The following is a 13,724-nucleotide window of genomic DNA, read 5'->3' as shown; positions in this document are numbered from 1 at the left end:
TCGAGAGAATCTGCCCTCGTGTCGAGGCCGCGCAAGGCGCAGAGGCGCCTAGAGGGCCGGCAATCCCCAGGAGCGCTGCAGACGACCGTATTCTCGCGCGGGAAGCTGGACGATCACCGGTCGACGACGACGATCCAGCCAGGCCATGACGCGACTCAACTCCTCGGCGTCCAACGCAGTGCAGCCGGCCGTCGTCGATCGCGGTCCGCCCCAGATGTGGAGGAAGATGCACGAGCCGCGGCCCTTGGTCGGCGGGGCCGCATTGTACCCGACGATCACACCGATCCGATATTGCGCGATCTCCTTCATATGCTCGGCGCTCGACCAATCGAGCGGAACCGCTGATCGCTCGACGACCGTGTTGTAGTGCACGGAGAGCGTGTCGTCGACGCAGTCGGAACCGGGCGTGAGCTGGACATAGGGCAGGCGAACCCAGCGTGCCGAGTCGGCAGGCGCGAAGCCGAACGCGGTGTCGAGCGGAAAGACGCCAGCCGGCGATTTGCCGTCGCCTTCGCGCTTGTGCGGCGACGTGGCGTCGGCGGTGCTTGCGTCGAAGCCGCGACCCCAGGCGAGCCCCGTGCGGCCGACGACGATTGGTGTCGATGATCCGTCGGGTCGCCAATCGCTTTCGGAGTTCGAGCGAACGAAGCGGCGCAGGGTGCCGGAGGTCGAATCCCAGTCAGGTGTCGTGACCACGATGAGTTGCTCCGAGCGATCGAGCAACGGCGGAACGTTGCTCCGCGCGGGCGTCGTGGAAGCATGACAGGCGGCGAGCACGAGCATGCTGGCGACTACTGCGAATCGTGTCATCGAGACCGGCTCCAGTTCTTACGTGTGTATCTCGCAATCGGCAGATTAGTCGGACCAACAAACCAGGCTCATCGCGATGACGGTACGCCGCGGAATTCTTTCGGTCGCGCTCATCAGCGGAATCGTAGGCAATCGCGCAGTGGCGCAGCAAGGTCCCGCGTCGATGCCGCCGTCGTGGGCATATGGATTCTTGCAACCCCCGCTCCCCGTGGCACCGGCCCAACAGGGCCAACGAGGGCAGGGTGGCGGCGGTCAGCGCGGCGCGCCGCCGCCGGCCGACACCACAAAGAGAACGATCGCCGGAAGCACCGCCTCTTTCACGCTCACGCAGGTTCGCGACGGCTTTGGTCCCGCCGATTGGTTCCCCGGCGATCATCCGCAGATGCCGCCGATCGTCGCACAGGGTCGACGTGACGCGCAGATCACGGCGTGCGCGCTATGCCACTATCCGAATGGCAAGGGTCGGCCGGAGAACGCCGGCATCGCCGGGCTGCCGCCGTCATACTTCGTGCAGGTGATGACGGACTTCAAGAATGGCGTTCGAACGAGTTCTGACTCGCGGAAGACCAACACCGCGCGCATGGCGGCGTTCGCGAAGTCCATGACCAACGAAGAAATCGAAGCGGCCGCTGCATACTTCGCGTCGATGAAATGGACGCCGTGGGTGAAGGTCGTCGAAGCGGACTCTGTTCCCAAGACTCGAATTGCCGGCGGAATGTTCGTCGCGCTCGAAGGAGCAGACGCAGGCCACGAACCGATCGCCGGACGGATCATCGAAGTGCCAGAGAACGCCGAAGCGACGGAAACGCTTCGCAATCCGCGCTCGAGCTTCATTGCCTATGTTCCGCGCGGAGCAATCAAGAAGGGCGAAGCACTCGCGACGCGCGGACAGTGTTCGCTCTGTCACGGCGCGAATCTCGACGGACTCGGGCCGGTCCCAGGCATCGCCGGCCGTTCGCCGACGTACACGGTACGGCAACTCTACGACATGCAGCACGGAACGCGCGCCGGCGTTTGGTCGGAGCTCATGAAACGCGTCGTCACGCCGCTATCGACGGACGACATGGTGAACCTCGCAGCGTACGTCGCATCGCGCACGCCGTGATCGCGGCGTAGTGGCTAGAAACGCGTTTGGATGTAGGCGGAGATTCGAGTTTGCGAGCGCGGATAGATCCCGCGCGCAACGTCGTATCGCATCATTCCGCCGAACATGGAAATCCCGATGCCTGCGCCACTCATCGGCCGAACGAGATTCGCGACCTCTGACCGATCACCGACCCATCCGAGGTCGCCGAACAACAGCAGACGATACGACGAGATGTCCGTGCCGGTCTCGAGACGCGACATCCAGAATGCATTGCCGCTGTACGTCGTATCGGGCGTCTGACCCCGAATCGTTTGCGTGCCGCCGAGAAACCATCGGCGCTGTGCGGGCAACTGTCCGACGCTCGTTCCGCCCGTCAGGGTTAGTGCCGCCGACAGACCTTTGGGTAACCCAGTGGAGAGCGTGACATCTACCGCCGCACGACCGTACGTCGAATCTCCCGTTGCCGCCTCGACGCGTACGTCGCTGAGCGTGCGAAAGCCGCGCGGATCGAGACCGTGCGTGCCGCTCCACTGCAGTGCGCCGCCAAACGATCCAAGTGTCGCGGCGGTGACGTTCGGGCCGAACTCGCCACCGAGCGAGTAGGTGGTGCGCCATCTGGCGGTTCGTTGCTGCTCGGCGAACAGACGCCAGTCGAGTTGTGTGCCGCGCTGGCTCGACCATTTGAACTCGGCGCCGCTCGCGCGGTAGTAAAACCCTTCGTCACGGCCGAAGAGCAACGCTGACACACTCGATCCAAAACTGAGCGGACTCCCCCAATCGTTGGCCGAGACCAGTCGGTTATATCCGGCGATCGTGAGCGATTTGGTGAGATTCGAACGCGTGAGGGCGAGTTCGACATTCGGTTCACGATCCGCGAAGCCGAATCTTCCCGTGAGCTTTGCCGAATATCCGCCACCGAATTGCTGCTCGGTGGAGATGCCCGTCGAGAACCCTTCGACGCGGTTGTAGCGCGTGAGCGCGAGTCCGTACTCGAAGTTCGGCGCGGGAAGCTCGCTCAATCGGATCATCGCTTGCGCGCCAAAGGGGAGCGCATCGGCGAGCAATGCGTCGCGCTGTTCGACGCCGAATAGCGCGTCATTCGCGTCGTAAATCGGCTTGTCGAAATCGGCGGAGCGTGCCAGTGACGCGACATCACACGGATACGTCACCGCCACCGCCACATCGCCGCGCATTCGAGCGGCAACGCGGCGACCGGATGCGTCGCATGGCGCCTTCTGAATCGAGTCGGCGAACGCCTTTCGTGCGGCGACACGCACTCGCGTCACAGAGTCACGCCACTTTCTCGCCGCGTCGCCCGACAGAGAGTCGGGGAGCTCTGGACGCTGTTCAGGCTGTTGGTTGAGCGCGAACGCCTGAAATGCCGCGGGTCCGTTGATCTTTGGATACGAGAACGCCTGCTCGATTACAACGGAGAGGTGCGCGAAAGAAATCTGCTGCGTTCCCTCGAGCGATCGCGCGCGCGGCAGCCAGTACCGTCCGTCAAACAGACCATACTCGATGACGACGCCCGTAATCTCGAAGCGAATGGGCGACACGATCGACTTCGCGATCTTCTCGAGGATTGGGTTGTTGCGCGTACCTTCGTCGCGCGACTGCTCGTCGATCGCCGTCCAGACATCCAGCGGGACGGCCAGCCGATACGCAGCACGTACGAGCGTCCCTGTTTCGACGTCGAACCAGAACGAGCCGACGGCAAGGTTCCACTTGGGCGAGCGCGGTCGCACGGCGATTTCACGGAGCTTCACAGTGCGACCGTCGGGAAGTCGCCAGCTCATCGAATCGCCCGACGCGTAGGTGTAGTAGGCTTCTGCGCCAGCCGCGAGCGGTTGAACGAGCTCGCGGTCATCGACGTCGCTTCGCGCGGCTTGAACTCCCAGCAGCGTGGCTTCCCGTCCGGGCAGGTACGGAATGGGCGTCATGCTGCCGTCCGTGAGACTCGACTCGAGCGCCTTGCGCTCTGCTTCCGGCGGCGCGCTCGGAATGCCGACGCGGGCACCAGTGACGTCGACCTTCGCACCAACCGCGGCGTCCCACTGAACGCGAAACGCACTCTCCTGGCGGTACATCACGCGCTGCAGTCCCTTGGCGCCGATGCCCATGCGTGCCGTGAGCCGCTGCCGAACGCTCGCATCGTACGCTCGGAGCGACGAGTCCTGCATCAGGCGCACACTTCGGGCGTGCACAATCAACTCGCGCGCCCGATCGTCGCGAAATGCGGTGCGCTGCGCCTCGGCCGTAACCGCAAGGCGCCGAGGTGCGCGCCGCCCAACGGAGTCGAGTTGTGTGCTGTCGCGCACAATGGATGGACGCTGTGAACGCGGAACCTGCGCCGGGAGCGCAACTCCAAACAGGCCTACTGCCGTACCGATAGCCAGGCACAAGCGACGAACAGGGACAGTCAACACGGTCACGCGAAGGCGATTGATGAAATGATGATCATCGTTTCTCAATGCATCGCTGCGAGATACGGTGTGGGCGGGTACGGCGTTGCATTGTACCCATTGCGTCGTCAATACTGCCGTATGGACGCCCCGTTGCACAGTAGCTTGAGCGAGCTCGGCGCACACTACGCGTCGTACAGCTGGTTTGTTGCAGTGTGGACGCTTCCGCTGCTTGCGCTGTGCGCCGTCGGTATGATGGTCGCGCGCGCCGACGCCGACCCGCGTAAGGGCGCGACCGCGTCACGGCCATTCACCAGCTCTGCGGTTCTGGCTCCCATCGCGGCCCTCGCGCTATTCGTGGTCGTGTACGCTTTTCTGGTTCCCTACCATCAGGACCTGGTCGGGCTGGACTATGCGCAGCTGACGGCACGGTCATTCACCGCCATGCCGATCTTGCCCGCCGCCGGCAGGTTCTTTCCGCTGGGCATGCAGGAGTACAACATCCTCGGCCTGCTCGGTCGATCGGCGCCGCTATATCACGCTTTCTCGATCGCCGAGCTGGTCGTCGTCATCGCTCTTGTATTCCGGATTCTCGACGGTCTTCCAGTGTGGTTTCGTGCAGCCGTCGTCGCGTTCACGTTGACGATTCCGGGATTCGTTCATTCGTTCTTCGGTCTGGTCTATCCGGAGCGCGACATGATCGTCTGGCTCGCGATCTGGATCGTGTGTCTACAGTCGTTCGTGCGCGGCAGAAGTCGCGCGGCGTTTTGCGGAGCGCTGATCGCCGCGCAGTTCATCCTCTACTACAAGGAGACCGCTTTCGTTCTGATCGCGGGCTTTGCCGGCGTACGATTGGCAATCGAAGCGTGGCGCAGCAGGGACGAACTAAAACGCGGGCGGATCGCAGAGTTCGCGCGCAATCACGCACTAGAACTCGCGCACCTCGCGCTGTGTGCCGTGTTCGTGCTCGTCTACATCGTCGTAGTCGCGCGCCATACAAGTGCGCCGTACGCCGATCCACGCGCGACGAGCACTATGGTATCGGCATTCACCGGCTACCTCTATTCCGACGTCGTCGTCGACGCGCTCACGGTGGTGCTCGCATGGCGTCTGGTGACGGCCGCGCTTGGCCGACGAACGTTGGATCCACTGTGGGATTCGCTCGCCGTTGGGGCGATTGCGTGCGCTCTCGCCTATATCAAGCTCGGGCTCGTTAGAGATTACTATCTATCGCCTACTGACGTCATCGGAGCGCTGTACCTCGCGCGCCTCGGCTTCAGCGCACTTCGGAACGAACGCCGGCTGGTCCTCGCCGCGGCATCGCTCGTCGTTGTGTGGATCTTTCAGGCGAATGTGAGGAGCGCCGCGCTGGAGATTGTGAAGCGAGAAGAGTTTGTCGACAGCAACGTCGCACTCGCATCGTTTCTCAGCGACTACGCGCGTTCGCATGGCGGGCCCGAGGTGTCGCTGTTCTTTCCGTCAACGGGCGGATTCCAGCTCATGGAGCTGTCGTCATACCTCACGCACAGAGGGCTACAACCCGACGTCGCTAGTCCGCACCGATTTCCCGACGACCGGTGCCACCCGTCAGAGGCATTTCGTTGCCGGTTCGATCGCGAGCCGCGCCCGAACGATCTCGTGGTTTTTCCACCCGGCCGAATTCTCTCCGAAGCGGAACTCCAAACGCTCCGCACGCGCGGCCACGAGGCCTTCCACCACCAGCCGGTGCCGACGACGATTCAGCGGATTCTCCGATCGCTCGCACCGTCCGATCGATTGTCGGAAGGATCGACGGCCGAGTCGTTCGTGTTCGTGTTCTAGTCCGTGCCGGGCGGACGCTAGCGCGGAGCACGGCCCGTCGGCAGCTTAGGTCATCTTTCCTCCCCACAGAATGACGATGCCCCTGCTTCGCCACCTCGCCGTGCTGTCGTTCGTCGCGGCACTTCCACTCGCAGCACAATCGAAGAGTGCACCCGACCCGCTTGCCCAGGAAATCGAAACTCGCCTGACGCAGGTGATGCCAAAAGTGGTGGCGTGGCGCCGAGATATTCACGAGCATCCCGAGCTCTCGTTCGAAGAGAAGCGAACTTCGGCGCTCGTAGAGAAGCATCTGCGCAGCCTCGGTCTCGAGGTGCAGGCGCCGGTCGGCAAGACTGGCGTCGTCGGCATTCTTCGCGGCGGTAAGCCGGGACCCGTTGTCGCGTTGCGCGCCGACATGGACGCGTTGCCGGTGACGGAACTCGTCGACCTGCCGTTCAAAAGCAAAGTCCGCACGCAGTACAACGGCGTGGAAGTCGGCGTCATGCACGCCTGTGGTCACGACAATCACGTCGCGATCATGATGGGCGTGGCCGAGGTGCTTGCGGGAATGAAGGAGCGGGTGCCTGGCACGGTGAAGTTCATTTTCCAGCCGGCCGAGGAAGGACTGGGCGGCGCGACGGCGATGATTGCCGATGGCGCGCTCGAGAACCCGAAGCCGTCCGCGATCTTTGGGCTTCACGTGTGGCCCGCTCCGCTGGGCTCGCTCAGCACACGCGCCGGCGGTTTCATGGCGGCGTCGGACGGACTCACGATCATCGTGAAGGGGAAGCAGACGCACGGCTCGAGCCCATGGTCGGGTGTGGACCCGATCGTCGTTGCCGCGCAGATCGTGCTCGGGCTGCAGACGGTTGCGAGTCGTCAGATCGACGTTACGTCCGCGCCGGCGGTGATCACGATCGGCATGATTCAGGGCGGCAATCGCGGCAACATCATTCCCGATAGCGTCGTGATGGTCGGAACCATTCGGACGTTCGATCCGGAGATGCGCGCGCAAATCCATGAACGCGTGACGCGGACGGCGCAGGACATCGCGCATTCGGCAGGTGCCGCCGCTCAGGTCTCGATCACGAAGACCGGTCTCATCACGCAGAACGATGCGGGCTTGTTGGAGAAGATGTCCCCGACGCTGCGCCGCACGGCCGGTGAGGGCGGATTCCGCATCGTCAACCCCATCACGGCCTCTGAGGACTTTCCGGAATTCACGCGCGCCATTCCCGGTCTGTTCTACTTCCTCGGCATCGTGCCCAAGGGACTGGACCCGAAAGCGCAGGCGGCCAATCACTCGCCGCTATTCTTCGCCGACGAAGCCGCTCTTCCGACCGGAGTTCGCGCGATGGCGAATCTCGCGATCGACTATCTGAAGAGCGGTGGAATGACGCCGGTGCGCGGGCCCTGATCGACGAAGACTCTTGTGGTAGACGCGCTCGGGAGCGACGCGGCTAGCCGCGCGCGAACTTGAAGTGCGTCACCTGCGGCGTTGCAATTGTGCGAACGAGTTTGAGTCCGTGCATGTCGGTGCCGACGCCGTCGAACAGACGCTCGCCTGTGCCGAGGAGAATCGGGACGACGCTCAGTTCCATTTCGTCGACGAGGCCGGCAATGAGGTATTGTCTCGCCGCGCTTGCGCCGCCACCGAGCGTGATGTCCTTGCCGTTCGCGGCTTGCCGTGCCTGATCGAGCGCCGACTCGATCCCGTTCGTGACGAACGTGAAAGTCGTGCCGCCTTTGAGCACGAGCGGCTCGCGCGCGTGATGTGTGAGTACGAAAACGGGATGGTGAAATGGCGGTTCGTCGCCCCACCATCCATCCCACGGCGCGTCCTTGCTCCAAGCACCCGGATGGCCGCCGAACATGTTTCGCCCCATGATCGTCGCGCCGACGTTGACTAACGACTCTTCGACGACACGCGTGCTGTCGTTCACTTCACCGCCTTCCATGCCGTGCGGCTTTCGCCACACCGCCAGCGGAAACACCCAGTCGTGCAAATGCATTCCGCCGAGGCCGAGCGGGTTGTCAACGCTCTGGTTGGGGCCGGCGGCGAAGCCGTCGAGTGAAATCGAAAGTCGGAGTCGTAGTTTCGACATCGTACTATCGCATCCCTGCTTTACCGAGCGCCGTCTTGCCGCCGACGATGGGAATCGAGAATGACGAGTGGGCGAGATCGACGGTGAGTTCAGTTCCGGCTCGCGGCCAGAGCGTGAATTCGCGATCGCTCGACATGATCATGACGGCGAGGCGCTTGCCGGCCGGAACGAATTCGTCGTCGGGCTGGAGGTCGAACGTGAGGTCGTAGAACTTGCCCGGTTCGAGCTTCTCACCGGGCCGCTTGGAGTCGTAGTTCCCACCATTCGTGAGAGATCTGTAATTCTGAATGTCCGCCCAGCCGTGCGTGATGACGCCCGTGTGGCTCTGCGAGCCGGCGCGCGACGAGTCGTACGGCAGCATCACGAGCCAGACGCTGAGGTTCGCCGCTGGCTTGCTCGACGCGATGCGTAGTGTGACGCGCGGTGTTCCCGAGATATGGACAGTGTCGCTGAACGTGGGTGTCGCGTAGAGCAGGCGATCAGTCGAGTGTTCCGCACTGGCGTCGGCGCTGCCGCTCATCGCCACGTCGTCAACAAGCTTGTCCGTTCCGTTTGCTGCCGCGCCGAATGAAAGATTCGCGATGCCGTTGCCGCCCGCCGCAGGATGGAAGACGATCGGCACCGATCCTGGCACGGGGAACGATGCGAACGGAGTTGGCGGCGTGACCACTCCGCGGCCACGACCGCGTCCGCGACCCGCCGCCGAGGTATCGGCGCCGCCGCGCCCAGAGGCCGCGCCAGCCTGCGCCGCTGCTGCTGCCGCCGCGAGTGCCGCCATCGCGCGCGGTTCCTGCGCGCCTGCGTCCTGGACGATCCACACCGGCGGATCCTTTTCAACGCCGTTATCGACGCCATACAGGTAGTGACTGAACCAGCGGTTGAGCATGTCCGCTGGCGGATTTCCTCCGTGTCCACCCTGATGGAGGTAGATCGAAACAGGTAGGCCGCGCGCCTTCATTTCGTCGTAAATGCGCACGCTGTGCTCCGGCACGACGTTGTAGTCGTTGAAGCCGTGCGCCAGCAGCACTGCGGCCTTGATGTCCTTCACATGGGGAAGGAGATCGCGCTTGCTCCAGAAATCGTTGTAGTCGCCCGACGCGCGGTCCTGACCAGTGGGTCCCGCAAATACTCCGTTCTTCCAGAGACGCTCACAGTTGGCGCGGCCGGTGCTGTCACCGCTCGCGATGAAGTCGTAGAGCACGTCGACGTCTTCGCCCAGATAGCCGCCGGGTGAACGCACGAGGCCATTCGAACGGTAGTAGTGGTAGTACGACGTGTTCGGCGAGACTGGAACGACCACCTCGAGCCCCTTCACTCCGGTCGTTGCCGCAGCGAGTGGCAGCGTGCCTTCGTACGATGTGCCGATCATGCCGACCTTACCCGTCGACCATGACGTGGCCTTCACTTCTTCGTTGCCCGTCGGCGTCGTGTAGCCCTTCGCACGCCCGTTGAGCCAATCGACGACGAACTTCATTGGCAGCCGCTCGGGATCATCACCGACAGTCGGACAACCTTGCGACCGTCCCGTGCCCGGCGCCTCGGAATGCACGACGGCAAAGCCGCGTGGCACCCACTCGTTGATCAGCGCGTTAGAGATTCGTGATCGATCGGCCTGATAGAGCGGCGACGCCATATACCCGCGCGGCTGCGGCGTGTCGTTCAGTTCCATCTGCACGTTCCAGTTCACCTGGCCGCGCGCCGTGCCGGCGAAATACGGACTCGATCCGTACAGCACCGAAAGCTTGGTCCCGTCAGCCTCCGCCTGTCGCGGACGCGTGACGTCGACGTGCACACGATCCTTCTTGCCGTCATGATCGCTGTCGAAGTTCGTCTCGACCCAGAGTTCCTGGCGGATCCAACCCGTCGTGTCTTGAAACGCCGGAACGATCTGCGCCATGCCATTCACGAACGTCGGAGCTGGCTTGGTTGCCGCCTGCGCGCTCGCCGAGCCGGCGTGAAGCGCTAGGACCACGAGCGATGTCGCGGCTACGTCTAACGCGAACGGGCGACGGGTCGGACGATGCATGTCAAAATCCGAGTAGATGTGAATGGCGCGATCAGCGAAAACCCGGTATTCCAGTCGATTCTTCGAAGCTAGGGTCGGGGTGGTGGCTCGTGTAGGGGCGGGAGGGTTCCATAGTGAAACCTTGGCATTGTAAGGGCACTGTTTGGCCCGCGCATCATAGCGCCGGAACGAGCGAACTCGTAAACTGGGAGTCCTCCCTTTTGCCCCAGCCACTGATTCCATGAAGCGCCTTTTCCTCGCCGCGCCCCTGGCCGTCGCGTTTGCCAGCGTTGCCATCGCTCAGAGTCCATCAACGTCGACCGCAGGTGCCAGCTGGATGCGCTATCCAGCCATCTCGCCCGACGGCAAGACCATCGCCTTCACCTTCAAGGGCGACATCTACAAAGTCTCGAGCGCCGGCGGCACGGCGACGCCGATTACGTCGCATACCGCCAATGACTTCATGCCGGTCTGGAGCCACGACGGCAAGCAGATCGCCTTCGCGTCGGACCGCTACGGGAATTACGACATCTATGTCATCAACGCCGACGGCGGCGAAGCCAAGCGCCTCACCTTCCATTCGGCCGACGAATTTCCAACGAGCTTCTCGGCCGACGACAAGACGATCCTGTTCAGTTCCGCGCGACAGGACGCCGCGTCGAACCGCCAGTTCCCGACAGGCGCGCTTCCCGAACTCTATGAAGTGCCCGCGGCCGGCGGACGTCCGACGCAGCTGCTCACCACGCCGGCGGAAAACGCGAAGCCGAGCAAGAACGGGCAGTTCCTGATCTATGAGGACAAGAAGGGACAGGAAAATCAGTGGCGCAAACACCACGTGTCGGCCGTGGCGCGCGACATCTGGATCTATGACCGAAAGACCGGCACGCATCGTCAGATCACGACCTTCGCTGGCGAAGATCGCAATCCGGTGTTCACGGATGACGACAAGGCGTTCTACTACCTGAGCGAAGAGAGCGGCACCTTCAACGTTCACAAAATGAGCGTCGACGGGGGCAAGTCGCAGCAGCTCACGACATTCAAGGGAGTGCCCGTTCGCTTTCTCAGCATCGCCAACACTGGCACGCTGGCCTTTGGCTTCGACGGTCAGATCTACACGATGCCGGCGGGCGGTCGTCCGCAGAAGCTCGACATCGCGGTAACGGCTGACCACAGGGCCAACAATGAGCGAATTCTGACGGTGGCCAATGGTGCGCAGAATCTCGTCGTCGCGCCGTCGGGCAAAGAGGTCGCGTTCACCTATCGCGGCGACGTGTTCGTGAACAGCGTCGAAGGCGGCGGCACGAAGCGCATCACGACCACGCCGGAAACCGAAAACGGCGTCGAGTTTGCGCCGGATGGCAAGTCGCTCATCTATGCGTCCGAACGCGGCGGTAAATGGTCGATCTACGAAGCGCGTCGTACGCGCGACGCCGAGCCGTACTTTTTTGCGTCAACCGTGGTGAAGGAAGCCCAGGTCGTGTCGAACGAACACCAGAACACGCATCCGAGCTACTCGCCCGACGGCAAGCAGCTCGCGTACCTCGAGGATCGAAACAACCTTCGCATTCTCGATCTCGGTACGAAACAGACACGCACCATTCTCACCGACAAGGAACTCTTTGGCGGCGATCACCACTTCGAGTGGAGTCCTGACGGCAAGTGGATTCTCTTCGATCTCGACGTGCCCGGAATCGCGCCAGGCGAAATCGGTCTCGTGCGCGCTGACGGAACGGGCAAGGTCATCAACCTCACCGAGAGCGGTTTCAACGACGTGCGCGGCAAGTGGATCCTCGGCGGAAAGGCGATGCTTTGGTTCAGCAATCGTGACGGACTGAAGTCGGTTGCTCAGGGGGGGACGGCGCAGCAGGACGCCTATGCGATGTTCTTCGATCGCGAGGCGTGGGAGCGCTTTCGTCTCAACAAGGACGAAATCGCGCTCGTCAAAGAGGCCGACGATAAGCTGTCGAAGCTGAAGATCGATTCGACGAAACTCAACACCGATACGTCGCGCACGGCTCGCGCCGAGAAGAAGGAGCTCGTGCTCGATCTCGAAGGGCTCGATGAGCGGAAGGCGCGACTCACCGTGGCGTCGGCGTCGATGGGCGATGCGCTCGTGAGCAAGGACGGCGAGATGCTCTACTATCTCGCGCGCTTCGAGAAAGGCATGAACCTCTGGTCAACGAATCTGCGGACCAAAGAAACGAAGATGGCGCTGACGCTCAACGCGAACAGCGGCAGCATGGCGTGGGACAAAGAGCAGAAATACATCTTCCTGCTCTCCGACGGCACGATCTCGCGCATCGATCCCACGAGCGCCAAACGCGACATGGTGGCGATGAGCGGAGAAGAAGCGCTCGACGTCGACGCCGAGCGGGCCGCGATGTTCGATCACGTGTGGCGCCGCACGCGCGACACGTTCTATTCCAAGGGTTACCACGGCATCGACTGGGTCGGTCTGCGACCGGTGTACGCGAAGTACCTGCCGTACGTCGGCAACAACTTCGAGTTCGCCGAAATGCTGGCCGAAATGCTCGGTGAGCTGAACATCAGCCACAGTGGCGCGACGTTCAATCAGACGAACGCGAACGACGACAACACGGCGTCGCTCGGCCTGCTGTTCGATCAGACATACACGGGCGCCGGTGCCAAGATCGATGACGTGATCAAGGACGGTCCGCTCGATCGCCACGACGTCAAGATTCGCGCGGGCACGATCGTCGAGACAGTCGATGGCATTCCGATTCTGCCCAACCGCGATATCGCCGAGTTCCTGAATCGAAAGGTCGGCAAGAACGTGTTGCTTGGTCTCTCCGACGGTGCGACGAAGTCGGAGATCGTCGTGAAGCCAGTGTCGCGCGCCGAGGAGAATCGGTTGCTCTATGTGCGTTGGGTCAAGCGCAACGCCGATGACGTTGACAAGGCGAGCAATGGTCAGCTCGGATACGTGCACATTCCGGGAATGAACGACGGCGCATATCGCACGACGTTCGAAGACATCATGGGCAAGTACGCCACGCGAAAGGGAGTCGTCGTCGATACGCGCTTCAATGGCGGCGGTGATCTCGTTGCCGACCTCGCGATGTTCCTCAGCGGAAAGAAGTTCTTCGACTACACGACCGATACGCGTAGCACCGGCTACGAGCCGAACTTCCGTTGGACGAAACCGACGGTCGCAATGGCAAACGAGGCGAACTACAGCGACGGCCACTGCTTCGCGTACACCTACAAGGCGCAGAAGCTCGGACCACTCGTCGGTATGCCCACGCCGGGCACCTGTACCTTCGCCGGCTGGGAAGGATTGCAGGACGGCATTCGCTGGGGCGTGCCGGGCGTCGGTGTGAAGGACGCACTGACCGGAAAGTATTTGGAGAATCAGCAGACCGAGCCGGACATCAAGGTCATGAACAAGTTCGACGTCGTGAGCAAAGGCCGCGACCTCCAGCTCGAGGCTGCAATCGCGGCACTTCTCGGCCTGGTGTTGCCGAAGTCCTGATCGCGCGGCGCAAACAGAAAAG

The 13,724-nt window shown here is 62.6% G+C and carries 8 protein-coding genes; 4 read left to right on the top strand and 4 right to left on the bottom strand.

Going from position 1 to position 13,724, the window contains the following annotated elements; translation table 11 throughout:
* Positions 1 to 48: 48 nt before the first annotated feature.
* Positions 49 to 810: a L,D-transpeptidase family protein gene (locus tag AC6H4Z_RS22650; RefSeq protein WP_497544243.1), complete on the bottom strand. Its 762-nt coding sequence runs from the start codon at positions 808 to 810 to the stop codon at positions 49 to 51.
* A 76-nt stretch (positions 811 to 886) separates the two neighbouring features.
* On the opposite strand from AC6H4Z_RS22650, the gene AC6H4Z_RS22645 reads away from it, so the two are divergent.
* Complete coding sequence (locus AC6H4Z_RS22645) at positions 887 to 1,915, top strand: c-type cytochrome (protein WP_497544242.1); 1,029 nt, start codon at positions 887 to 889, stop codon at positions 1,913 to 1,915.
* A 14-nt stretch (positions 1,916 to 1,929) separates the two neighbouring features.
* On the opposite strand, the gene AC6H4Z_RS22640 is transcribed toward AC6H4Z_RS22645, so the two are convergent.
* A complete protein-coding gene (locus AC6H4Z_RS22640; protein WP_497544241.1) occupies positions 1,930 to 4,329 on the bottom strand; it encodes a BamA/TamA family outer membrane protein in 2,400 nt (799 codons plus the stop codon).
* A 123-nt stretch (positions 4,330 to 4,452) separates the two neighbouring features.
* Between AC6H4Z_RS22640 and AC6H4Z_RS22635 the strand changes: the two genes are divergently transcribed.
* Positions 4,453 to 6,120 carry a hypothetical protein gene (locus tag AC6H4Z_RS22635; protein ID WP_497544240.1) on the top strand — a complete coding sequence of 556 codons (1,668 nt, stop codon included), beginning with the start codon at positions 4,453 to 4,455 and terminating at the stop codon, positions 6,118 to 6,120.
* A 70-nt stretch (positions 6,121 to 6,190) separates the two neighbouring features.
* Entirely contained in the window at positions 6,191 to 7,516 is a 1,326-nt protein-coding gene (locus tag AC6H4Z_RS22630; RefSeq protein ID WP_497544239.1) for an amidohydrolase, read from the top strand.
* A 43-nt stretch (positions 7,517 to 7,559) separates the two neighbouring features.
* On the opposite strand, the gene AC6H4Z_RS22625 is transcribed toward AC6H4Z_RS22630, so the two are convergent.
* Both AC6H4Z_RS22625 and AC6H4Z_RS22620 read right to left on the bottom strand, forming a co-directional pair.
* On the bottom strand, positions 7,560 to 8,204 hold the full coding sequence (locus AC6H4Z_RS22625; RefSeq protein ID WP_497544238.1) for a dihydrofolate reductase family protein: 645 nt from the start codon (positions 8,202 to 8,204) through the stop codon (positions 7,560 to 7,562).
* 4 nt (positions 8,205 to 8,208) lie between these two features.
* Positions 8,209 to 10,230, bottom strand: coding sequence for a Xaa-Pro dipeptidyl-peptidase (locus AC6H4Z_RS22620; RefSeq protein ID WP_497544237.1), 2,022 nt, complete (start codon positions 10,228 to 10,230; stop codon positions 8,209 to 8,211).
* Between the two features lie 220 nt (positions 10,231 to 10,450).
* Between AC6H4Z_RS22620 and AC6H4Z_RS22615 the strand changes: the two genes are divergently transcribed.
* Positions 10,451 to 13,702, top strand: a complete 3,252-nt coding sequence (locus AC6H4Z_RS22615; protein ID WP_497544236.1) for a S41 family peptidase — start codon at positions 10,451 to 10,453, stop codon at positions 13,700 to 13,702.
* Positions 13,703 to 13,724 lie beyond the last annotated feature (22 nt).

It is taken from the genome of Leucogemmata humicola (genome assembly GCF_055379415.1).
Note: the sequence above shows the minus strand (reverse complement) of the source record. Positions and strands in the feature narration are given on the sequence as shown.